At 39.4% G+C, this 23,665-nt stretch carries 18 protein-coding genes; 13 read left to right on the top strand and 5 right to left on the bottom strand.

What is annotated here, in order from left to right; genetic code table 11:
* Nucleotides 1-507: 507 nt before the first annotated feature.
* From DES38_RS06705 to DES38_RS06685, 5 genes are all read left to right on the top strand, one after another.
* Nucleotides 508-2,103, top strand: coding sequence for a xylulokinase (locus DES38_RS06705; RefSeq protein ID WP_211305838.1), 1,596 nt, complete (start codon nt 508-510; stop codon nt 2,101-2,103).
* Nucleotides 2,104-2,224: 121 nt separating this feature from the next.
* A complete protein-coding gene (locus DES38_RS06700) occupies nt 2,225-2,512 on the top strand; it encodes a hypothetical protein (RefSeq protein ID WP_110251339.1) in 288 nt (95 codons plus the stop codon).
* 301 nt (nt 2,513-2,813) lie between these two features.
* Entirely contained in the window at nt 2,814-6,200 is a 3,387-nt protein-coding gene (locus tag DES38_RS06695) for a glycoside hydrolase family 2 TIM barrel-domain containing protein (protein WP_110251338.1), read from the top strand.
* A 250-nt stretch (nt 6,201-6,450) separates the two neighbouring features.
* Nucleotides 6,451-7,302: a DUF72 domain-containing protein gene (locus DES38_RS06690; protein WP_110251337.1), complete on the top strand. Its 852-nt coding sequence runs from the start codon at nt 6,451-6,453 to the stop codon at nt 7,300-7,302.
* A gap of 74 nt (nt 7,303-7,376) precedes the next feature.
* On the top strand, nt 7,377-8,264 hold the full coding sequence (locus tag DES38_RS06685; protein WP_110251336.1) for a cation diffusion facilitator family transporter: 888 nt from the start codon (nt 7,377-7,379) through the stop codon (nt 8,262-8,264).
* Between the two features lie 100 nt (nt 8,265-8,364).
* Here DES38_RS06685 and DES38_RS06680 read toward each other — a convergent pair whose 3' ends face one another.
* Nucleotides 8,365-8,502, bottom strand: a complete 138-nt coding sequence (locus DES38_RS06680; protein ID WP_110251335.1) for a lmo0937 family membrane protein — start codon at nt 8,500-8,502, stop codon at nt 8,365-8,367.
* Nucleotides 8,503-8,933: 431 nt separating this feature from the next.
* Between DES38_RS06680 and DES38_RS06675 the strand changes: the two genes are divergently transcribed.
* From DES38_RS06675 to DES38_RS12100, 5 genes are all read left to right on the top strand, one after another.
* On the top strand, nt 8,934-10,589 hold the full coding sequence (locus DES38_RS06675; protein ID WP_110251334.1) for an FAD-dependent oxidoreductase: 1,656 nt from the start codon (nt 8,934-8,936) through the stop codon (nt 10,587-10,589).
* Nucleotides 10,590-10,781: 192 nt separating this feature from the next.
* On the top strand, nt 10,782-13,538 hold the full coding sequence (locus DES38_RS06670) for a glycoside hydrolase family 3 protein (RefSeq protein WP_110251333.1): 2,757 nt from the start codon (nt 10,782-10,784) through the stop codon (nt 13,536-13,538).
* A 303-nt stretch (nt 13,539-13,841) separates the two neighbouring features.
* Entirely contained in the window at nt 13,842-14,093 is a 252-nt protein-coding gene (locus DES38_RS06665) for a hypothetical protein (RefSeq protein ID WP_110251332.1), read from the top strand.
* 318 nt (nt 14,094-14,411) lie between these two features.
* Entirely contained in the window at nt 14,412-15,005 is a 594-nt protein-coding gene (locus DES38_RS12105; protein ID WP_245881979.1) for a hypothetical protein, read from the top strand.
* Between the two features lie 42 nt (nt 15,006-15,047).
* Nucleotides 15,048-15,821, top strand: a complete 774-nt coding sequence (locus tag DES38_RS12100; protein WP_245881978.1) for a hypothetical protein — start codon at nt 15,048-15,050, stop codon at nt 15,819-15,821.
* A gap of 539 nt (nt 15,822-16,360) precedes the next feature.
* Here DES38_RS12100 and DES38_RS06650 read toward each other — a convergent pair.
* From DES38_RS06650 to DES38_RS06635, 4 genes are all read right to left on the bottom strand, one after another.
* Nucleotides 16,361-17,365 carry a potassium channel family protein gene (locus DES38_RS06650; RefSeq protein ID WP_110251330.1) on the bottom strand — a complete coding sequence of 335 codons (1,005 nt, stop codon included), beginning with the start codon at nt 17,363-17,365 and terminating at the stop codon, nt 16,361-16,363.
* A 77-nt stretch (nt 17,366-17,442) separates the two neighbouring features.
* Nucleotides 17,443-18,381 carry a glycoside hydrolase family 43 protein gene (locus DES38_RS06645; protein WP_110251329.1) on the bottom strand — a complete coding sequence of 313 codons (939 nt, stop codon included), beginning with the start codon at nt 18,379-18,381 and terminating at the stop codon, nt 17,443-17,445.
* A gap of 161 nt (nt 18,382-18,542) precedes the next feature.
* Complete coding sequence (locus DES38_RS06640; RefSeq protein WP_110251328.1) at nt 18,543-20,063, bottom strand: ABC transporter permease/substrate-binding protein; 1,521 nt, start codon at nt 20,061-20,063, stop codon at nt 18,543-18,545.
* A gap of 3 nt (nt 20,064-20,066) precedes the next feature.
* Nucleotides 20,067-21,002, bottom strand: a complete 936-nt coding sequence (locus DES38_RS06635; RefSeq protein ID WP_110251327.1) for an ABC transporter ATP-binding protein — start codon at nt 21,000-21,002, stop codon at nt 20,067-20,069.
* Between the two features lie 163 nt (nt 21,003-21,165).
* Here DES38_RS06635 and DES38_RS06630 point away from each other — a divergent pair, with 163 nt between their 5' ends.
* The 3 genes from DES38_RS06630 to DES38_RS06620 all read left to right on the top strand — a co-directional run bounded on the left by DES38_RS06630 (nt 21,166) and on the right by DES38_RS06620 (nt 23,550).
* On the top strand, nt 21,166-21,567 hold the full coding sequence (locus tag DES38_RS06630; protein WP_110251326.1) for a hypothetical protein: 402 nt from the start codon (nt 21,166-21,168) through the stop codon (nt 21,565-21,567).
* A 39-nt stretch (nt 21,568-21,606) separates the two neighbouring features.
* Nucleotides 21,607-22,044, top strand: a complete 438-nt coding sequence (locus tag DES38_RS06625; RefSeq protein WP_110251325.1) for a hypothetical protein — start codon at nt 21,607-21,609, stop codon at nt 22,042-22,044.
* 204 nt (nt 22,045-22,248) lie between these two features.
* Nucleotides 22,249-23,550: an APC family permease gene (locus DES38_RS06620; RefSeq protein WP_110251324.1), complete on the top strand. Its 1,302-nt coding sequence runs from the start codon at nt 22,249-22,251 to the stop codon at nt 23,548-23,550.
* Nucleotides 23,551-23,665 lie beyond the last annotated feature (115 nt).

Below are 23,665 nucleotides of genomic sequence, written 5' to 3'. Positions count from 1 at the left end.
TCGTGAAGCGAACGGAATGAACATAACGCTGTAAATAAATGGGTAGACTTGTGCGTTTTGTGTAGAGATAGTTGATGAAGGCATTGTCACATTTGCTGGTGTCCCTGACGTAACCGTCTATTTCGTAAATAGCTTGTTTCGTGCGAAAAAGAGATGAACATTGAGGTATTTTAGCGGTTGATCGCTAGCATGGTCGTGATGGCTATAGATTTGCTTGAACTAAATAATGATTAGAGTCACAAAAAAACGAAATAGATGTACGCACCTTTATGATTTATATCCAAGTCGATCATGTAATAAGTCAATGTCTCATCTTTAACCCCTGTTTTGTTAGCTTTTGTATAGTTATTATATTTATTTTTTCTGTTTTTACTTGGACTTACAAGTGAAAGATGTTATTATTTTAATAACGAGATGTTCGAAATATCGATACATATACGTACATGATATTGTAACCGCTCGCATGGTGATGTTAGGATAATCAGACAGTTAATGGAGGTCAAAAACATGACAAATGTAAAAGCGATGATTGAACAGGGGAACACAGCACTAGGAATTGAGTTAGGTTCAACACGAGTAAAAGCAGTTTTAATTGGGGAAGATCAGCAAATGATTGCTCAGGGTGCTTTTGATTGGGAGAATCAATTGGTTGATGGCTTCTGGACTTACGATGAAGCAACGATTTGGAAAGGGATACAACAAGCTTATCTTGAGCTTGCTACAGCTGTTAAAGCTAAAGTAGATGTACCACTGACAACGATTGGAAGTATCGGGTTTAGTGCGATGATGCATGGTTATATGGTTTTTGGTGCGGACGATCAATTGCTTGTTCCTTTTAGAACGTGGCGTAATAACTTGCAAGAGCAAGCGGCCAATGCCTTAACGGATGCTTTTAATTATCAAATACCGCAACGCTGGAGCATTGCACATTTATATCAAGCGGTTTTAAATGATGAAGCCCATGTGAAAGACATCAAATTTCAAACAACGTTAGCCGGTTATGTTCACTGGCAATTGACAGGTGAAAAAACATTAGGTGTTGGAGAAGCATCCGGGATGTTCCCGATTGATTTAAATACAAAGCATTTTAATCAAATAATGATTAAACAGTTTGATCAACTGGTTGAAGCGAAAGACTATCCTTGGTCATTAAATGATATTTTACCTTCTGTGAAAGTAGCTGGAGAAGCAGCGGGTATACTAACGGAAGCAGGGGCACGTCGTCTTGATCCATCTGGTTTATTAAAAGCAGGGATACCCCTTTGCCCGCCAGAAGGTGATGCTGGTACGGGGATGGTTGCGACCAATAGTGTGAAACCAAAAACAGGAAATGTCTCAGCAGGAACCAGTGTGTTTGCGATGGTCGTGTTAGAAAAAGAACTATCTAAAGTCTATCCGGAGATCGATTTAGTCACAACGCCGTCTGGTCACTTAGTCGCGATGGCGCACTCAAACAACTGTACGTCAGATTTAAATGCTTGGGTAGCTCTATTCAAAGAGTATTCAGAAACGATGGGAATCGAAGTCGATATGGAGACACTCTACGGTACCCTTTACCGAAAAGCATTAGAAGGTGATAAAGATGCAGGTGGGTTACTTAGTTACGGATATTTGTCAGGTGAACATATGACGCATTTTGAGGAAGGACGCCCCTTATTTGTGCGTGGCTCCAAGAGTGTCTTTAATTTGGCGAATTTTATGCGGACGCACCTTTACTCAAGTTTAGGGGCAATGAAAATTGGAATGGATATCTTACTTAAAGCAGAAGGTGTTTCGCTAGAAGAGATGCTAGGTCATGGTGGGCTCTTTAAAACAAAAGGTGTCGGTCAAGCAATGATGGCAGCAGCCCTTGATACGCCAGTGTCTGTGATGGATACTGCGGGTGAAGGTGGTGCTTGGGGAATTGCGGTCCTTGCAGAATATATGATCCAGCGAAATCAGTACGGGAGTTTAGATGAATTTTTAACAGAAGCGGTCTTTAAAAAAGCAACAAAAGAAACGGTAAAACCTCATCCGGCAGATGTCGAAGGTTTTGAAGTGTTTATGACACGTTACAAAGAAGGGTTGCCAATTGAACGGGCAGCCGTTGATTTATTGAACTAAAGAATAATTAAATTACGTTATGGTATGCACTTAGCATCTTGATGCTGGGTGCATATTTTATCTTGAAAACATAGCGAACTAGAATTGCGTTTATTCACCAATAAAAAGGAGAAGGAAAGGTATGTGTTGTTTAGGGGGGACGTTGGACCGAATGATGCAATATGTGAATACATATATGTTGAAGTGGTTATTTTTCTCGGTTTTAGTTGGAATTGGTGGCGGGATATCCGCATTAATATTGAGTACTGCAATCAATCAAGCTAGTGATGTAGCAACCATATTTCCCTTATGGGTAACGCCTCTTGTTGGTGGAGCGGGTATCATGCGATTGGTTAAGGTGGATAGTGAAGTCTTAGGTTCAAAATCATCGAAATACATCGATGGTGTGAATTTATTGAGGCGATGGTAGGAAGTGTGATGGGCTTTTTAGTAGGGCATAGACGCATGATTTACATTAACTTTAAACAGGCTGGTCCAGATTATCAAAAGGGAAAAGATTTTAGAAAGTTAGACCGCTAGTTTGAATAACATTTAATTTTCGCATGTTCATCTGAACATGCGTTTCTTTTTTGTTAATTGCATTTAACTAGATTTTATAGGTTTTTTCATCTACTTTTTGATGTATATCATTAAAGCGCTTTCTGGTAGAGTTGAAGGGACATAAAACGATGAAAAAATTATTTGATTGAGTATATGGGAGGTACAGCGTGATGAATAAAAAAACATTATTTAATGATGGGTGGGTGTTCGCAAAAACCCACTTAGAGGCTACCCCGGAAATTAGAGATTATCAACCAGTAGCATTGCCGCACGATTGGCTGATCTACCAAACAGAAGCACTATATGAAGACAGTATCGGTTGGTATCGACGACCGTATTATTATCATGCGACAGTACCAAACGTTAGTCTCTATTTTGAAGGCGTTTACATGGATAGCGTCTTGTACGTGAATGGGCAAATTGCATTTGAATGGAAGTATGGGTATTCAAGTTTTGAAGCAGACATTAGCCCATACCTTCATGTGGGAGAGAATATGATTGAACTGAAAGTAACACACCAAGCGCCAAACAGTCGTTGGTACTCTGGTGCTGGCATTTATCGTGACGTCTATTTAATTGAACGCGCCGATGATTATATTACAACACATGGGGTCTATGTGCACACACGCAAATTAAAGGATGATTGGGTTGTCGAATTAGAGACAACGGTTAAACGGCCACATCAAGGTCAACTGATTCAAACAATTACGAAAGCGGGAATAAGCGTAGCGGAAGCAATCATGCCGGTAACGGACGCGGTAGTTGCACAGTCGCTTGTGGTGCCAACGCCACATCTATGGTCACCAGAAACGCCGCATTTGTATGAATTAACCACGAAGCTTGTCATTGAGGGCACGCTAGTTGATCAGCAATCGGAGCGGTTTGGTTTTAAAGATGTCGTAATGGACCCCTCAGTCGGATTAATCGTCAACGGTAAACAGATGAAAATACAGGGGGTTTGTGAGCATCATGATTTAGGTGCCCTAGGTGCGCGCTTTAACAAAGAAGCGATGCGTTACCGATTACAGCTCTTAAAAGAGATGGGGGTTAACGGGATTCGAACAGCCCATAACATGCCAGCTAAAGCAGTAATGGAACTCTGTGATGAGATGGGATTTTTTGTTGTTTCTGAAGCGTTTGATATGTGGGAACGTCAAAAAACACCTTATGATTACGCCCGTTTTTTTAAAGACTGGGTGAATCGAGATGTGAAGAGTTGGATCGAAAGAGATAGAAACCATGTGAGTCTTTTAATGTGGAGTATTGGAAATGAAATTTATGATACGCATGCGAGCGAACGTGGCCAAGCGGTTACAAAACAACTAATGGCACTCGTTGCTCAATACGATCCAAAAGAAAATGCGCGCCCAACGATTGGCTCTAATTTTATGCCATGGAAAAATGCACAAGCTTGCGCTGACTTAGTTAAACTTGCCGGTTATAATTATGCCGAAAAATACTACCGTGCGCATCATCTTGCGCATCCGGATTGGGTAATCTATGGAAGTGAAACGGCATCAGTTGTACAAAGTAGGGGAGTTTATCATTTCCCTTATGATAAATCAATTTTAGCGGATGATGATGAACAATGTTCAGCATTAGGAAATAGCGCAACAAGTTGGGGAGCAACTTCGCCAGAATTTTGTATTACAACGGAACGTGATACACCGTTTTCATTAGGGCAATTCATTTGGACGGGGTTTGATTACATTGGTGAACCTACGCCTTACCATACGAAAAACGCTTATTTTGGTCAATTAGATACAGCAACCTTTAAAAAAGATACCTATTTTATTTATCAAGCGGGTTGGACCAACTATAAAGATGCGCCAATGATTCATTTGTTTCCGTACTGGGACTTTAATCCAGGTCAAACCATTGATGTACGAGTTGCTACGAATGCACCAATCTTTAAGTTGTTTTTAAACGGTACGCTAATTAGTCATCAAACCATTGACCATGTTCAAGGTTTAAATATTGTGCCGACGATTCCAATCACCTTTGAACCAGGCGAATTAACAGCTGTTGCTTATGATGAGAATGAGACAATTATTGCGACAGACCGTATGAGCAGCTTTGGTGATGCCAAAGTAATTGATGTATCGGCGAATAAAATGACGATGGAAGCAAATAATGAGGACCTTGTGTTTGTCACTATTCAAATGCGGGATGAAGTAGGAGAATACGTAAGAAATGCGAACAATCGCGTAGCGGTTAACGTGACTGGTGCTGGTCGCCTAGTTGGCTTAGATAACGGAGACAGTACCGACAGGGATCCATATAAAGGATTAAGTCGACGCTTGTTTAGCGGTAAGTTAATGGCGCTTATTCAAGCAACTGACGAATTTGGACCAATCACTGTAGAAGTAACAAGTAAAGGCATGAGACCAGAGGTATTAACGCTTGAAGCGTGCGCGAGCGGAACAGTTACAAAACAGTCGGTATACTCACGCAATCTGCCGATGCCGCTAGTTTTAGGAAATGAAGACGAAGTGCCGATTCGAAAAATCGATTTGGTTCCTCGAGGTGGGAAAGTTTTAAATCAAGACGTTCCAACCGTTGCTGTCGATTATCATGTTTATCCCCCGGAAGCAACGTATCACGCAATTGAGTTTTCGGTCGTTACGGATGGAGGCGCAAAAACAACTTTAGCAGCACTTGATGAAGAAGAAGGTATGGTCAAAGTAACCGCAAGAGGTGACGGGAATTTTCGACTCCGAGCCACGAGTCGAAATGGTAGCAAAAAGGTGCGCTTAATTTCAGAGCTTGATTTTACTGCAACCGATTTAGGCATTGCTTATAAGGATCCGTATCAACTGATTTCTGGCAGTCTTTATGATGATCATATAGGTGAAGTTTCAAGTGGGAATGAACGCGGTTTTGCGACAGGAAGAGATGGGGAGACAGTGATTGGATTTTCTAATATTGATTTTGGGGCTATGGGTTCGAATCAGATCACGTTACCGATCTTTACCTTAAATGACGAGAAATATCGTCTGCAAATATGGGACGGTAAACCTGCGACCCCAGATGCAACCCTTGTCTGTGATGGCAGCTACCAAAAAGCATCGATCTGGAATGTCTACCAGCCGGAAACTTATCAATTGGCGAAGCGCCTTACTGGTATTCATGATATCTATTTTGTTACAGAGGATAAAATGCATGTCAAAGGCTTGCAATTCATACCATATAATCGTAAAGATCAAATCAATAAAGCGGTAGAGGCAGATGCAATTTATGGTGATACCTTTACCATGCAGGAAGATCGAGTTGCAGGAATTGGCAACAATGTATCCCTTACCTTTAATGATTTTGATTTTGGTGAAGCTGGCGTCACGCATATCGGTTTAACAGGTCATTCACCGATTGACAAAAACACCATTCATATTCGATTTTCTGATGGAGCAACAGAGGAAAAACAAGTTATAGAATTTACTGAAACTGAGGGATTAACGGAAAAAGATTTTCAATTGGATCCGGTTTATGGCAAACAAGTGGTGACCTTCATTTTCTTACCAGGTAGCAGCTTTGATTTTCATTCGTTTCGTTTTTGGTAAGCGATAGCAAATAACTGGGTGAAAGATTTTTTGTGAAGAGATGCAATTGCGTCTCTTTTTTTGTTGTTGAGAATGAACGGAAGGAGATTTAGGGCATTGCACAATAATAAACAAATGCTTGACTAACATTCAAACGCGTATTAGAATGATTATATAATCAAACGAACATTTGAATGAATAGGTGTAACACGAATCAAGAAGGGGAATAACCTTTTTAAGAACTTTAAAAAGAGGTGAGAGGTGACGCATAATGATACATATTGGTTTAACAGGCTGGGGCGATCATCATAAACTATATGCAAGTGGTGTGAAACCTCAGGACAAGCTGGCAACATATGCTGCACATTTTATCTGTGTCGAGGTGGATGCTTCTTTTTATGCGATACAACCTGAGAAGAATACATTGAAGTGGGTGAATGAAACCCCGACTGATTTTAAGTTTATTGTCAAAGCTTATCAGGGCATGACCGGTCATGCGCGTGGTGACGATCACTATCAATCGAAGAGCGAGATGTTTGAAACATTCAAAGTTTCACTTAAACCATTTATTGATGCTGGTAAATTAGCGATGGTATTGTTTCAATTTCCCCCTTGGTTTGATGTAAGTAAAGACCATCTATTATATTTGCGCTACGTAAAACAAAAAATGGGGAATCTTCCAGTGGCGATAGAGTTTCGAAACCAGAGTTGGTACAAGAAAGCTCACCGAGAAGAAACAATTGAATACCTAAAAAAATTAACGTTTTATCATAGTATAGCAGATGAACCGCAAGTCGGTGATGGATCGGTGCCGTTCGTACCGATATCGACGCATAAAGATAAAGTACTGATTCGCTTGCATGGACGGAATCGAGCGGGTTGGACACGTCCTGAAGATAAAGAAACAAATTGGCGTGAAGTTCGTTACTTATACCGTTATAATAAAATTGAATTGGAAGAAATAAAGAAGACAATTTTAGCGCTAGAAAAGGTAACTAAAGAAGTTTATGTGATTTTTAATAATAATTCTGGCACGGATGCTTCGGATAATGGCAAAATGTTAAAACAGATGCTTGATATTGATGAAGAAGGTTTAGCTGCAAGACAGCTATCTTTGTTTTAGCTGAAGAGCCACTTGTCATACGACAATCGCGGCGAGTGATAGGTTTTCTAATGCGAGAAAAAGGAGGAAGACAGATGGGACATAATCATGAGCATGACCATCATAATCAAACTGGAAATATTAAAGTTGCATTTTTTCTAAATGTATCCTTCACGATTATTGAAATAATCGGTGGATTATTGACCAATAGTATGGCAATTCTTTCGGATGCGTTACACGACTTAGGGGATTCATTATCGTTGGGGATTGCTTGGTTTTTAGAAAAGGTAGCAGGAAAAAAACCTGACGATACATTTACTTTTGGCTATGCACGTTTTTCACTACTTGGTGCGTTTATCAACAGTGTCGTGATTGTAGTGGGTTCAATTCTTATTTTGTATCATGCGATTCCCCGATTGTTAAATCCAGAACCGGTTGAAGCTACTGGGATGTTTTTCTTAGCTATTTTAGGAATTGTCATTAATGGTTTAGCGGTGATCCGATTGAAAAAAGGATCATCCATTAATGAAAAAGTCGTATCGTGGCATTTGATGGAGGATGTCCTCGGTTGGGCCGTTTTGCTTGTTGCGAGTATCGTTTTAATGTTTGTTGATTGGCCGATTCTTGATCCGATCTTATCATTAGGAATTACAGCGTATATTCTCTATAATGTTGTGATGAATTTGAAAGATATCTTAGCTATATTTTTACAGCGGGCTCCAAAAGGTATTGACCGTGATGCGTTACAACAGATTTTAAAAGAGAAATTAGCTTTGGATACACACCATGTTCACTTATGGACACTTGACGGTGAACGAATTATGATGTCGGTTCACCTCGAGGTGGATGATAATCAATCGAGTGATGATTTAATTGAAACGAAAAAACACGTGCGTGAGATTTTGCATGACGAGGGCATTGATCATGTCACGATTGAGCTTGAGTTCAAACGCGAGAAATGTCAATCAAAGGATTGTTGTTAGTATATGAACGACTAATAAATAATTGGCTGCCAAAAACTTAAATAACGATTAAAAAGGTTCCTTTTCAAGGAACCTTTTTAACGTGCTTTGCATGCATCTATTATTTGTTTCCTCGCAACATTCTTGCGATAAACACAATTAGTGCAACGACGAGCAAGACATGAATAAGGCTACCGACATCAAAGAGGAAGCCGACAATCCAAATGAGCAGTAAAATACTAATAATTGTCCAAAGCATACCACCACTCCTTTCAATAAGTGATTCATTATTTATTACGTTAGTTTTCTACCATGTTGTGAAGAAACTAAACCAGTAAGACAGTGATGTACGAATGAAGCCGTTACTAACGCATTTAATTTTGTCACAACTTTGATCGTAGAAAATAGGTGAACAGTAAGCTGCAAACTAACTTTATCATTTTAGCCCGTATAAATATTTACCCTAGTCCAACTGAAATAAAACAGTGGATTGATCTTGTTTTCGATGGGTCATAAAATGTTAAAGTTCTGTAAAGATAGAAGGAAAGACTTGCTAAATAAATGAATCCACCTTAGTATATAAGTAAATGCTTATATATAGAAGTAGAAGTGTCTAAAACAGAAGATAAGTCAACAGAATTCAGATCTAGCTAAACAAGGTGAAAATTAAGCAGTTGGAGGGTGTTAATAATGAAATTAATCGTAATTGGTGCAGTGGCGGCAGGGACATCAGCGGCAGCAAAAGCACGCCGAAATCAAGATGATCTAGATATAGTGATTTATGAAAAAGATCAAGATATCTCATACTCAGGTTGTGGGCTTCCATATTTTATCGGTGAAGAGGTTGAGTCAATTGATCAACTCACGCCACGTAACCCGGCGTTCTTTAAGAAAAAATACAATATTGATATCCATACAGGGCACCTCGTCATGGGGATTAATTATCAAGAAAAAAAAGTGTCGGTTAAAAATTTAGCAACAGATGAAGTATTTACCGATACCTTTGATAAACTCGTGATCGCAACAGGAGCAAAAACGAGCTTGCCGCCAATTGAAGGTGTTGATTTAAGTCATGTCTTTTCATTACGCACACCTGCAAATGCACGTCGCATAAAAGCGTTCATTGATCACGAGCAACCAAAAGAGGCCGTTATCGTGGGCACAGGGTTTATTGGTTTTGAGATGCTTGAAAACTTAATGGCACTAGATATTAAAGTGACAATTGTTGAAATGATGGATAAAATTACGCCGAATTTAGATCGTGATATGGCTGATTATTTGGAAGCGTTGCTCATCAAGAAAAAGATAACGATCATGAAAGAAACAACGGTGACTAAGGTCGATAATCATCAAGTAGCTTTAAACACTGGTGAAGTATTGAATGCGGATATGGTTATTATGGCAACAGGTGTCAAACCCAATGTGGATTTAGCACAAACAATCGGGGTCGAACTAGGAACAACAGGTGCAATTAAAGTTGATAATAAAATGGAAACCAATCTTTCAGATGTCTATGCCTGTGGTGACTGTATTGAAACAAACCACTTACTAGCTCAAGATGCTGTGTATCGTCCGCTTGGTTCAACGGCCAATAAAACGGGTCGAATTGCAGGTGATGCTTTAACTGGTGGAAGTTTACGCTTTAAAGGAATTATTGGAACGAGCATCTATAAATTATTTGATTTGACGATTGCAAACACCGGTTTAAATGAACGAGAAGCTCGGAGAGAAGGGTATGATGTGGTGATTTCGCACAACATTAAACCAGATAAGCCAGCTTACTTTGGTGGTACGGAAATGTGTATTAAATCAATTGCTGATCAAACGTCAGGAAAACTTCTCGGTGTTCAGATTGTTGGACGCGAGGGTGTGGACAAACGGATTGATATCTTTGCAACCTTAATTACGTATGGTGCTACTGTAGATGAGCTCTTCCATCTTGATTTGGCTTATGCACCTCCGTTTTCAACGACGAAAGATCCTGTTCACTATAGTGGGATGATTTTGGATAACGCAATTAATAAGGGCCGTCCAGTGAAAACAGCGCAGTCACTGCTCGAAGACCAAAAAGACGAGCGCCCAATGCAAATCATTGATACACGAGCAGAAGAACAGTTTTATAAAGCTTGTGTTGATGGTGCAATTAACATACCTCATGCCTTGATTCGCGATAAAATTAAAGACCTTGATAAGCATTTACCGACAGTAACGTACTGTAATTCTGGGACAACGGGAAATGCGGTCCAAAATATTTTACTTAATCACGGGTTTACGAACGTATCAAATCTTTCTGGTGGAAATAAATTTTATCAAGCAACATGCAAAAATAAACAGTTAAAAGACTAGTGAATCTAGCAAAAGAATAAAGGTTACTCGCTGGAAGGCTAACCAGTGAGTGGCCTTTTTGCATTGGATTAATATGTGCAGGGCGTGTCTCCACTGATTTTTACTGGGTTTTGTCACGGATTTGTAGGGTGGTTATCGTAAGCGCTTTCTGATAAGGTGAAGGTAGTGATGTAACCGTAGGGAGGATGAAAGATGCAGGACAAAATTGGAGTACCAATAGAAGGATTTGCAGCATTTTCACGGGAAGTTGCAGCTGAAGGTGCTGTCTTATTAAAAAATGAGCAACAAGTTTTACCGCTTAAGAAGGGTGAAAAAGTCGCTATCTTTGGCCGGATTCAATATGATTATTACCGGAGTGGGACCGGTTCAGGAGGAAGTGTCAATGTGAGTTACACGACAAACCTCAAAGATAGTTTAAAGGAAACACAAATGCTCATGATCGACGAGACAGTTGATCACTTGTATATGGATTGGCTTAAAGCCCACCCGTTTGATAATGGGGGCGGAGGTTGGGCTGCAGAACCTTGGTTCCAACAAGAAATGCCGGTAGATAAGGAAGTAATCGATTTAGCAAGTAAACGCAACGATAAAGCAATCGTTGTCATTGGCCGCACTGCTGGTGAAGATCAAGATAATTTAGCTGAACGAGGGAGCTATTACTTAACAGAAAGAGAAGAAGGTTTGATCAAACAAGTAAGTGAGAGCTTCAGGCACGTGATCGTTGTACTCAACACGTCTAATATTATTGATACCAGTTGGATGATGCGGTTTAAGGTATCAGGATTATTGTATAGTTGGCATGGCGGCATGGAAGGTGGGCGTGCGTGTAGTGATGTTTTAGTAGGGAAAGTAACACCGAGCGGGAAATTGCCAGATACGATTGCTCATCGACTTGAAGACTATCCTTCAAACGCTAACTATGGTGGCAAGGCCGAAAACATTTATCAAGAAGACATTTATGTAGGTTACCGTTATTTCGAAACCTTTAACAAGCAAGCGGTCCAATATCCATTTGGGTACGGACTTTCTTACACGACGTTTGAATGGCGTGACGAATTATTGCGTTATGATACAAATGAAGACCGCCTTAGCTTTTCAGTGACGGTTACTAACACGGGGAGTTACCCAGGGAAAGAAACTGTACAGGCCTATGTAAGTTTACCCCAAGGACAATTAGGTCAACCAGCGCGGGAGTTAATTGGCTTTAAAAAGACTGAATTACTTGAAGTAGGTGCAGAAACAACGGTTAGCTTCGATGTTTCACTGGCTGCTTTAGCAACATACGATGACAGTGGTGTAACGGGTTATAAATCGTCCTATGTTCTTGAAGCAGGTCGGTACTTATTTTATTTGGGTAGGAGTGTGCGTGAACTGTACGAGCTGGAGGTTGAGGGGGAACCTTTCACCCTAAAGACAACGCGCCTTGTTGCTGAGCAAGAAGAAGCGTTAGCTCCAGTAAAAGCATTTAAGCGCATCAAGCCTGGCGAACGTCAGGCAAATGGCGAGTATCGCATCGCTTATGAGGATGTCCCGACCCGAATGGTAGATCTCCAATCCCGGATTACAGCCCGTATACCAGCTGAAATTCAAAAGGTAGAAAATCAGTGCTATACCTTAAAACAAGTAGCGGCAGGTGAAGTGAGTTTAGCGACCTTTACTGGCCAACTAACAGATGAAGAACTGGCCATCCTTGTTCGTGGTGAAGGGATGGTGAGTCCACTTGTTACGCCTGGAACAGCATCGGCTTTTGGCGGGTTGAGTGATCGTCTCGTCTCCTTAGGGATTCCAGTAGCGAGTTGTGCGGACGGACCGTCAGGTATTCGAATGGACAGCGGACATAAAGCGACACAAGTACCAATTGGTACATTACTTGCGGCAACTTTTAACCCGGAACTTGTCGAAGCGTTATACAGATTTGAAGGAAAAGAGCTACGTCAAAATGAGATTGATATGTTACTGGGACCGGGGATAAATATTCATCGTCACCCGCTTAACGGCCGCAATTTTGAGTATTTCTCAGAAGATCCGCTTTTAACAGGGGTGATGGCGGTAAGTAATATTAAAGGCATTATGGCAAGTGGTGCACATGCAACAGTGAAGCATTTTGCTTGTAACTCACAAGAAGCCTCGCGCAATAAGGTTGATGCGGTTGTTTCTGAACGTGCATTAAGACAGATTTATTTAAAGGGATTTGAAATGGCCGTAAAAAATGGACAAGTAAAGGGAATCATGACCGCTTATAACCCAATCAATGGCCATTGGTCTGCCTCAAACTATGATTTGAATACAACGATTTTACGTAAAGAGTGGGGATATCGCGGCATTGTTATGACGGATTGGTGGGCAGTTATGAACGATCCTGTTTTCGGTGGTCCAGCAGCGGCTAGTTACACAGACCATATGCTTCGTGCACAAAATGATTTGTATATGGTCGTCAATAATTACGGCGCTGAAACCAATCAAAGCAATGATCAGACGCTCAAAGGACTAAAAACAGGGACGCTGACGCGTGCAGAACTTCAACGGTCTGTGCAGAACATCTTGTCGTTCTTGATGGAAGCACCAGTCTTTAATCGCAAACAAGTTTTTCGTGACCATGTTGGGTTTATCCCAGAGACATCAGCAATCGAGCAGGAAGTAACGCCACTGCCGGAACATGGGCGAGTGGTGATTCAATCACACGCCTCAGTGACCATTGAAATTAAGAAGACGGCAACGTATCGCTTATATGCAGAATATGTGTCACAAGGAGAGGATTTATCCCAAGTGGCAACGGCAATTCTCTTGAATGATGTGAATGTAGCAACGGTACAAGCGAATGGTTCAACTGATGCAAGCATCGAACAAAAACTACCGAAAGTTTCACTAGCAAAAGGCTATTACCAAATGACCTTTGCCGATGTTAAACCGGGTGTGAGTATTACAGCGGTGACTTTTCAAGCGCTATAAACAAATCAATCATGCATGTAACAAACGAAAAAACAGCGGTGCTTGGACTAAGTAGTTCCGTTTCGGTGGAGAAAATAAAAAATAACATACCAAATAGAAGCCCGAATCACTATGTGATTTGGGCTCTTTTAATTACCGTTATATTAACGTTTATGTATAATTAATGTATAAAATCACAATAGAAATATCATACTAAATAACAGATTGACAATAGCTATTGTCAATCGTTTTTTTTGCTATGTTAATTAGGGTTCTAATTCGGTTGTTATTTGGGTTGTTAATTTAGAAAGGTTGAATTTGGTAATGGAGTTTATTAAACCAAAGAATAAGAAGGCAGAAAAAGTTGATTGGTTAATATCTGAAAAAGTCCGAGAAATCATTAAGAACTATGCTGAATACTGTGAGTACACGGAAAGTGAAGTAGTTGAATTGTACCTTGAAAAACTTTTAGACGATGAGGGGTTTATCCAATGGGTTAATAGTGCAAAAAACAATAAGGGGATGGTTAGTAAGATGGGTTTAGAAGAGAAAATGGAGGAACAAAAACTTAGCTAAAATACAGAGGCTAGTAAAAAAGGAAGATGGTATCGTCATTGTTCATAACCCTATCAGTGACGAAGAAATCAAAGATAGAAAAAAAGTATGTCTTGCTTTCTGATAAAAAATTTGCCTATCGTTATAACCATATGCTGTTTTTGCCAGTAAATTCAATACAATTTTTGCATAAATCCTTTTTGTAAGTGATGTGGACAAGACCAAGTAAAATTTGAAACCGTCAAAGGGAGACCATCCAGATATAAGTTGAATGGTACTGGAAGTAGAAAAGGGATCGTATGTAGTCCTGACCCTGTTCATCCAAACAGAGGGATGACTATGAATAACGCTCAGCGATGGCAATGTAAAGTTTGTAAGAAAAAGACAAGCGCTATACCGAACAAACGACAATCAACAACTTATAATCAGAAAAGAAATGATATTTTGCCCTTGTTCGCAAAGCTTCTAGTAAACAAAAATGCTATTAGTAGAACTTGTGATAGTTTAGATATCGGTGTGAGCACTTACTACAATAAATTAGAATGGTTGTACCGATGCTGTTTAGAGTTTCTAGAAAAGTTCGAAACAAAAGCGTTTTCTGAAAAATCATTTAAAGAAGTATATATAAATACAGATAAATTGTACTACAACTTAAACAACGTCCGTAAAAAGGGGCAGGGGGTAAAGAAGTATGCTGGCTTGGAAGATAACCCAGTTCAAACTTACGTTGTAGTGTCAGCAGATGCACTTTCAAGATATGTATTTAGAGCCGATGTCGCATACGATTGGGAAATGACTGTTGAGGATTTGAAACTAGATACAGCTCTTTATAAGGAAGATCACCTTAATGATTTCAGTAAGAAAAACAATCGTTTAGACTTTTCTTATTACCCTCAAGAACCATCGCCGAATGATAATCAAACGCAAAGTTAGTACAAAGCTGAACTAAACACATTCAAGAAAAGAATGCAATATGTGGATGGTTTGCACGTTAACCCAACTTACACAACGATGGCTCACTTTTGGTTGATTAAACAAATGATACAGGCTGATGAGTGGAGAATGATAAGTGATAATGGTTCATCCATTATTTCAGCATTTTTTAGAGTTTTCTCAAAGGAAATTAAGTTAGCTGATGCACATCATTTCTTGGATATCGCGGATAAAAGTAAGTCAAAAAAACAATGTGAAAACGAGTATAAGAGTGCGAAGTACGATTTGTTGGATTGGGGTCATCACATAGGATATGAAACGCAGAATTTGTATAAGTTGGCTTATTTTGTGCTAAAGGAAGTTTTTGAAACACAGCAATTCCATAAGGAAGTAAAAACGACTACACATACTTATAAAGATTGGGCTAAAAACCCGATAGACTACCCATTAGCTTCTAGGGATAAAGGAATCCATCAAGTAGATTGCACAACGGATTTATCGGCTTTAGAGCCGAAAGATATCGCTAAGATGGTAATGAATGTAACGGATAATTCCACCAACAGTTTTATGCAGCAAATTCGTCGGAATCTATCCATCCTAGAAAGACCCTTAATGACAGCAAGTGGCGATGGTAAAAGCTATATTTATGCCAATTTTAATCCGAAATACGCCCAATATGTTTTAACGATTTTAAGGACATGCTATAATTTCTGTCTTTCGTATAAAACCCCTAACGGCAAGAAGTTAACGCCCGCACAAAGGATAGGTATTACAGATAAACAGTTTAACTTAGAAGATATAATATACCTAAGATAACTTTCTAAACTAATTTAGCCATTTTTTGAAGGGAAATGGAAAATTTATGTTAAAATGAATATATAAGAACTGAATGAGTTTGTTCAACTAACTGGCAGTTATGTTGAAGAAGAAAATACTTATTTTTATGGGAGTGATAAAAAATATGAAAAATAGAATATTGCTGGTTTTAGTATTATTTTTTGTTTTAGGTTCTGCAATGGTAAGTAGTATGGATTCACTTAGCCAAACTTTTAAATCGGTTTATTTCGCCATTGCTATGACAGTTTTAATAGTTGTGGGATTATTAAGTTTATATAAATATTTCAGAAAAACTAAACACTAATTCATTTAGCCCTTGTTGAACTATAGGGAGCTTTAGTTGAACAAGACAATATAAAAAACAAACGCTTGGACATTTTAATGTCCAAGCGTTTTTGGTTGCTATTTATACTGTTATTTTAGGTGTTAATTATAGTGATTTTTAGTGTGATAATTACACTGTTTTTTTCGTTTTCTCCACAGTATCGGAACTACTCATACTTGGACGCATCGCTGTTTTATTTATCTTCTGCAAGGTGTTTAAGTTTATCAAGATCCTCATCTTCACCCAGTACAATCAACGTTTGATTTGGTCTGAGTGGATAATCTTTCTTCGGGTTAAAGATAATGTCATCTTCGCCCTCTTCCTTTATCGCAATAATGATTAAATCGGTCTTTTCGGGGATATGCGCTTCTTGTAAGGTTTTATTACTTAAGTGAGAGCCATCCTTAATAACTACTTGATTTAAGTTTAAGTCAATTTTCCCTGAGTGTGTAATGGTATCAAGAAAAGCAATCACAGAGGGTTTTAATAACATTGAGGCCATGCGGTGACCACCAATTTCATTGGGAGAGACGGTTTTATTCGCACCAGCACGAATCAATTTGTCGTGAGAGTTATGATTAATTGCACGCGCAACAATTGTTAAATTCGGATTGATTTCCCGGGCGGTTAGCACGGTATATAAGTTATTAGCGTCGGTGGAAAGTGCAGCAACCAATCCCTTTGCGCGGCGGATTCCTGCGCGTTCCAATGCTTCATCAGTTGTGGCATCCCCAACAAATGCAATGACTTTATCTTCTTTCACAAATTCAACCTTTTCTTCATTTTGTTCAATGACAACAAAGGAAACATTTTCTTGGTGAAGAGAGTCGATGACATGTCTACCTGTTTCACCAGCGCCACAAACGATAACATGGTCTTTTAAATGATCAAGTTTGTCTTTCAATTTGCGATCCCTCCAAATGTTTCTAATTTCACCTTCGAAAAAGAAATTAACAAGTTGCGTACCAGCATAACCAATGAACCCTAAACTAATAAAAATCAGAATAATGGTAAACCCTTTAGCTAACGGGGTAAGTGGTGCAACTTCACCAAAACCAACGGTGGAAACGGTTATGACAGTCATATACATAGCATCTAACACGTTAATATCAAGTAATAGTGTGTACCCTAACGTTCCGAACAGATTAACGAGTGCAAAAATAATTAAGAAATAATAACTGCGACGCCCCTGTTTCATGTTCGTTCACCTCATATCTCTTTAGCGGATACTGGTATTGTATCATCTGAGGGGTGGAATGCCTATCCTTATTGCTGTTATTCTTCAAATTGGTGTGTTTTTAACCGATGATATTCATCGGCGGAAATTGATAAAACGGTCCCATGTTTAAATCCGTAGGGGAAGGTGAACGACTGGGTTGCTTTTTTAAACCGTCCTTGATGGATATCTTCGCTGATAAATGGGACATACCCTTGGCCTTTACCTTTGACCCCGTAATAATCAAGAAATAAGGCAAAAGCGCCGTCGTTCGTAAGAAATCCTGTGGGTGCTTCAAATAAGGGTGAAGGTAGCGTTTGAATGGTTTGATCAAACCGTTCAACGCGTTTAAATGGGCCTGTAATGTTTGCACTTTTTAGTAAGATGACCCCTTCGGGATTATTGAAGCTTTTAACAAATAAATAAAAAACATCATCGATTTGGTACATGGCTGAATCGATGACCGTGCTGTCACTTTTTTCATATAATAATTTCGGCTCAGTAAACTGTTTAAAATCTTTTGTTCTAGCGTAGTAAATGGCCATTTTTTCAAAATTATCATGTCGACGGGGGGAGGACCAGTGGACCAGGTAATTATCGGCGATGCTATCATAAATAATATCAGGTGCCCACATGCATCCGAATGTATCATCACCAAGAGTAATCATTGCTTGCTTTGACCAATGAATTAAATCATCGGATTCCCATTTGGCAAACATATGGCTGCCGTTCTTCACGATATTTGACCAGTCATTTTGATACTGATTGCGCAGCCCATAACTAAGTGATAAGTCAGTGGCTAGAATGACAAACGTATTCTTTCTTGTGCGTGTGATGGTAAAGTCACGCACCCCTTTATCGCCATGATAGCTCCAAAGAATGGGTTGACCGTCATGAACAGGTTCCCAATTGAAGCCATCTTTACTCAGTCCGAAGTAAACTTGCTCGCCGTCCGGTGTTGTTTTTTCTTTGAAATGTACAAATAAGTAGTGGTGCATTTTTCTCACTCCTCATCATTTTTCTTTCATTATAGCAAGTCGATTCTGGCTAAGATAGTTATTGATTAATTAATAACTAAGTACAGTGATTGTCCTGTTAATAACAAAAATAAGTCAGCCACATGATCCGCAAGGGTTCGTGTGGCTGACTTAGTGATCAGCTATTGATTAAGCAATTCTTTTTGTCGTAAAAATTCTCGAGCAATTTCACCGGCATCTTCACCATTTACATTGACCTCGTAGTTAAGGGCACGAATTTCATCTTCAGAAACAATCCCGCCCAGTTGATTTAAAATCTCTTCTAATTCGGGATATTGATCAAGCGTTTTTTGTTTTAGAAGTGGCGCACCTTGGTAAGGTGGGAATAACTCGCGATCATCTTCTAAGACACGTAGATCATAGCGGTCGAGATTACTATCGGTTGAGTAAGCATCGATAAGGTTAATATCGCCTCCCTCAATCGCATTGTAACGTAGACTGGGTTCCATCGTTTGGACGGAGTCAAAGCTCAAATCATAAACATCTTGAATACCCAGATAACCATCTTCACGATCGGAAAATTCTAAAGTGAAACCGGCATTGATCAAATCAACAACGGAATGCAAATCAGAAATGGATTCTAAATTATGTTCTTCCGCAAAAGCTTCCGGTACAGCTAGGGCGTAGGTATTGTTATAAGCCATCGGCTCAAGTAAGACCATATCGTACTGTTCTTTAATGCCCGTTTTGGCTTGTTGATAAACCTCTTCTGCATTGCTACTAACGGCTTGTTCTCTAATTAGCTCACCGAGCACGGTGCCTGTGAATTCAGGGTAGAGATCAATCTCATCATTTTCTAATGCGCTAAAAACAAACGATGTTCCACCTAAACCTGGGCGAATGCGGACGTTAAGGTCACTATCTTGTTCGATTAACGCTTTGTACATATTTACAAGTATCTCGGGTTCAGCATTTAGTTTACCACCAATCACAATTGTTTCTTCATCGTTGGCTAACCACTGAGGCACTAAGGTAATCCCGAGTGAGAGAATCATGATGACTACAATCGTAATAATCGATGTTTTGTAATTCGCTTTTTCTAAACGGCGTAAAATAAAGTCGAAAAGAATGGCTAGCAGTGCTGCTGGAATGGCACCAATAAAGATTAAATTAGTATTGTTGCGGTCGATACCAAGTAAAATAATATCTCCTAGACCGCCAGCCCCAATTAAGGCAGCTAGTGTTGCTGTTCCGACGATTAACACCATTGAGGTACGAATGCCGGCCATGATGACGGGCATTGCTAAGGGAAGCTCGACTTTCACAAGGCGTTTCATCGTATTCATCCCCATGGCTGTTGAAGCTTCAACTAATGCGTCATCAACTTCGTTGATTCCGGTGTAGGTGTTTCGCAAAATAGGTAATAGTGCGTAAATAACCAACGCAATCACGGCGGGTACTTTACCGATCCCAAACAAAGGGATAAAGAGACCGAGTAACGCAAGTGACGGGATGGTTTGTAAAACGGCTGTTACACCGATGATGCTCTCAGCAATACGCTTCCTGCGGGTTAAGAAGATCCCGAGTGGGATTGAAATAATAACGGCGAAAAAAAGTGCAATAAATGAAAGTTGAATATGTTCGAGTAATGCCGTTGCGAGTTGATCTTGTCTATTTTGAAAGGTGTTAAAAAATTCATTCATGTTTTACGCACTCCCTTCTTCAATATGCGTAGCGAAGTGATTCATGAATACATCGCGGGATAAGTTTCCAAGCGGTTCATCATTTTTGGTTACTGTAAGGGTCTGTTCTGTTGCGAACAGTTTGATGAAGCGATAGATTGGTGCGTTAATTGCTAACTGAGTGTCAACGACTGGAGCATCCTTTTCAAGTAATTGTTCAAGTGAAAGGTCGTGTTGCTTGACGCTTTTTGTAAACGTTTTTACGAATTCATTCGCCGGTTCGTGAATAAGCGCCTCTGGTGTACCGATTTGAACAACTTTACCATCTTGGATCAAACAAATTCGGTCAGCTAATTTAACAGCTTCTTTAATGTCATGCGTGACAAATACAATCGTTTTTTTGATGTCATGCTGTAGCTTAATGATATCCTCTTGTAATTTCTCGCGAGTAATCGGGTCCAGTGCGCTAAACGGTTCATCCATTAAAATAATGTCAGGATCGGCAGCTAAGGCACGAACAACACCGACACGTTGCTGTTCGCCTCCTGAGAGTGAACGTGGGTATTTGTGACGATATGTATCCGGATCAAGTCCCACCATTTCTAAAAGTTCAGTGACACGCTTTTTAATATCTGTTTCTGACCATCTCTTCAATTCTGGTACAATTGCAATATTTTCTTCAATAGTCATATGAGGAAACAGAGCGATTTGTTGCAAGACGTAACCAATATTCCACCTTAAACTGTTAATATCATAATCGCTGATGCGCTTATTTTGAATGAAAATCGTCCCATCAGAAATAGGAATCAACCGATTAATTGTTTTTAGAGTTGTTGTTTTTCCGCAACCACTTGGTCCGATTAAAACAAAAAATTCGCCTGCTTTCACTTCGAAATTAATATCTTTAATGGCTTCGGTGCCATCAGGAAATGTCTTTTTTACATGTTCGAAACGAATCATACTGATAACCTCGCTTTCGATAAGTTTTTTGTTAACATTTTAAGACTTACCCTTAATCCACAGGAATCAAACGTTTCAAAAGTGGTTTTGTTAGGTGATAAAGTAAAGAATTTGCTATGATAGGCTTACGCAATCATTCGTTTTAAAAGAGAGGGAAATCAAAATGAAGGAAAAAATAATTGCATTTATGCGGGGTAGAAACGGAACGGATCAATTGTATGTGGCTACCTTAATTGCTTACTTTATCGTCTTGTTTTTAAGTCGGTATCTTTATCCGAACATTATGTCAGCGCTAATGACATTATTAATTATCGTAGCGGTCTTTCGAATATTTTCAAAAAATATTCAAAAGCGCCAACAAGAAAATCGACAGTATTTATATCTAGTGAACAAAGTCAAAAGATTCTTTAAAAAACTGACGCAACGCATGAAAGACCTTCCGACGAAACGATACCGTAAGTGTTCGAATTGTGCAGTGGTCTTGCGGTTGGATCGCAAGATAGGAACGAATCAAGTGGTTTGTCCCCGCTGTGGCCATCGGTTTAACGTCGTCATTAAATGGTAGTAAAATTAGAATTCTCGAAGGTAAGGGAGGCAAAGCGATATGGAGCGTTTTTCAAACAAACGGATAAAAGTGAATAAACTAACAGACAGGGTCTCCTCAGTCATTATGATGATTGAAATCTTTTTAGCTGCGCTGATTATCTTAGCTGTAATCGGTGGTGCTGGCGCATTGATCATTGATACACTGCAATCAAGCACATTAGATAAATTATTGGACTATGATTATTTTCAAAGCTTACTCTCCTACTTATTGATGTTGATTATTGGTTTGGAACTAGGGCTTATGCTAATTAAACATGATCCAAGGAACGTGATTGATGTGATGATTTATGCGATTGCGAGAAAGATGTTGATCTATTCGACGGCAACGTTCGACATGTTAATTGGTGTCGTTGCCCTTGGTATTTTGTTTCTGATTAAATTTTCTTTTGGTAAGTGGAACCTAACCGTAAAAGAACAGAAACAAACAAATAACTAACCAATAAGCTAACGAAAGTAACTTGTCCCATAGGGATTAGTTGCTTTTTTTAATGGGTAGACAAATGGATTATTCCGACTTTATTGATAGGTGTAAGTAACTTTCGACAAAATGATGATTGAACCTTTTGAAATAAGGGTACTGTTTATGTGAAGCAAGGGAGTTATATGAGTGAAATATTGAATAAATTAAGGGGGGAGCACTATGAGTGAATATAAAAAGAATAGTATTAAATTAATCGGTGCGATTGGTTTAGGAACGGGAGTCATGATTAGCGCGGGTATCTTTGCGTTACTTGGTCAAGTAGCTGAGTTATCAGGGCAAATCTTTCCGTTTATCTTTTTAGCAGGTGGGATCGTAACTGGATTTAGTGCCTATTCGTACCATAAATTATCACAGGCCTATCCTTCAGCAGGTGGCATTGGTATGTACTTGGTCAAAGAATATGGTAAAGGCACCATTGCCTCATTTGCAGCTTTACTAATGGCTTTTTCAATGGTCATCAATCAAAGTTTGGTAGCTAGAACATTTGGTACCTATACGCTGCAATTATTTGATGATTCTGTTGCAGACTACTGGGTGCCAATTTTAGGAGTAGGTTTACTGATCTTTGCCTTTTTAGTAAATATTTCTGGTAATGCCTTTATTCAATCATTTACTTCAATTGTTTCGTTGTTGAAAATCATTGGATTACTGATCTTCGCAGGTGCGGCACTGATAGTTGTTGATTTTTCATTTGAACCAGCGACATCTGAAGTGGCAGCGAATGAGCCGACGATCGTTAGTATGATTGCGGCAATTTCGTTGACTGTGCTTGCCTTTAAAGGATTTACGACCATAACCAATCAAGGGGAAGAAATTGAAAAACCGAAGAAAAATATCGGACGTGCCATCTTTTTTTCTATTATCATTAGTTTAGCCGTTTACATGGTTGTCGCTTGGGCCGTATCAAGTAACTTAGCAATCGACCAGATCATTCAACACAAAGACTATGCCCTAGCTGAAGCGGCGGCGCCAGCGCTTGGTGATGCAGGTGTTTGGCTCACCGTTGTGATCGCAATTATTGCAACGATTTCAGGAATTATTGCTAGTATTTTCGCGGTTTCTCGAATGCTGGCAATGTTAACAAATATGAACTTAATCCCGCACAGTCATTTTGGTATGCCAGGTGGTATCCAAAAGCACACGCTCGTCTATACGGTTGTAATTGCAATGGTCTTAACGGTATTCTTTGATTTAAGTCGGATTGCTTCAATGGGGGTAATACTCTATCTCATTATGGATATGGTAATTCACTATGGTTTAGCCTATAAATTAAAAGGTAAGGTAGAAGCTAATCCGCTGATTGTATGGGGAGCCTTTATCTTGGATGCGATTATTCTCGCATCATTCGTTTGGGTGAAACTCCAAACAGACTATTTAATTGTAATCGTATCTGTTTTAGCATTAGTTGTGACTTATTTCGGTCAGAAATGGTTCTTAAGTAAGAAAACTGCAGAAGAATAAAATGATTTCCACAGACGAAAAGGCAAGCTTTCTCATTACTAAGAGAGCTTGCCTTTTAACTTACTTCTTGCATCAAGCAGTCAACAAGAAACAAAATGGTGTATTGGATGACAAT

Origin of the sequence: Streptohalobacillus salinus (genome assembly GCF_003201605.1) — a bacterium.
Lineage (GTDB): Bacteria > Bacillota > Bacilli > Bacillales > Amphibacillaceae > Streptohalobacillus > Streptohalobacillus salinus.
Note: the sequence above shows the minus strand (reverse complement) of the source record. Positions and strands in the feature narration are given on the sequence as shown.

What these genes read in the sequence shown, in the direction of transcription:
- DES38_RS06705 (WP_211305838.1), top strand. Translation starts at nt 508, where the DNA reads ATGACAAATGTAAAAGCGATGATTGAACAGGGGAACACAGCACTAGGA.
- DES38_RS06645 (WP_110251329.1), bottom strand. Translation starts at nt 18,381, where the DNA reads ATGCACCACTACTTATTTGTACATTTCAAAGAAAAAACAACACCGGAC.
- DES38_RS06695 (WP_110251338.1), top strand. Translation starts at nt 2,814, where the DNA reads ATGAATAAAAAAACATTATTTAATGATGGGTGGGTGTTCGCAAAAACC.
- DES38_RS06665 (WP_110251332.1), top strand. Translation starts at nt 13,842, where the DNA reads ATGGAGTTTATTAAACCAAAGAATAAGAAGGCAGAAAAAGTTGATTGG.
- DES38_RS06700 (WP_110251339.1), top strand. Translation starts at nt 2,225, where the DNA reads ATGTGTTGTTTAGGGGGGACGTTGGACCGAATGATGCAATATGTGAAT.
- DES38_RS06650 (WP_110251330.1), bottom strand. Translation starts at nt 17,365, where the DNA reads ATGAAACAGGGGCGTCGCAGTTATTATTTCTTAATTATTTTTGCACTC.
- DES38_RS06625 (WP_110251325.1), top strand. Translation starts at nt 21,607, where the DNA reads ATGGAGCGTTTTTCAAACAAACGGATAAAAGTGAATAAACTAACAGAC.
- DES38_RS12105 (WP_245881979.1), top strand. Translation starts at nt 14,412, where the DNA reads ATGAATAACGCTCAGCGATGGCAATGTAAAGTTTGTAAGAAAAAGACA.
- DES38_RS06635 (WP_110251327.1), bottom strand. Translation starts at nt 21,002, where the DNA reads ATGATTCGTTTCGAACATGTAAAAAAGACATTTCCTGATGGCACCGAA.
- DES38_RS06685 (WP_110251336.1), top strand. Translation starts at nt 7,377, where the DNA reads ATGGGACATAATCATGAGCATGACCATCATAATCAAACTGGAAATATT.
- DES38_RS06620 (WP_110251324.1), top strand. Translation starts at nt 22,249, where the DNA reads ATGAGTGAATATAAAAAGAATAGTATTAAATTAATCGGTGCGATTGGT.
- DES38_RS06630 (WP_110251326.1), top strand. Translation starts at nt 21,166, where the DNA reads ATGAAGGAAAAAATAATTGCATTTATGCGGGGTAGAAACGGAACGGAT.
- DES38_RS06640 (WP_110251328.1), bottom strand. Translation starts at nt 20,063, where the DNA reads ATGAATGAATTTTTTAACACCTTTCAAAATAGACAAGATCAACTCGCA.
- DES38_RS06675 (WP_110251334.1), top strand. Translation starts at nt 8,934, where the DNA reads ATGAAATTAATCGTAATTGGTGCAGTGGCGGCAGGGACATCAGCGGCA.
- DES38_RS06670 (WP_110251333.1), top strand. Translation starts at nt 10,782, where the DNA reads ATGCAGGACAAAATTGGAGTACCAATAGAAGGATTTGCAGCATTTTCA.
- DES38_RS06690 (WP_110251337.1), top strand. Translation starts at nt 6,451, where the DNA reads ATGATACATATTGGTTTAACAGGCTGGGGCGATCATCATAAACTATAT.
- DES38_RS06680 (WP_110251335.1), bottom strand. Translation starts at nt 8,502, where the DNA reads ATGCTTTGGACAATTATTAGTATTTTACTGCTCATTTGGATTGTCGGC.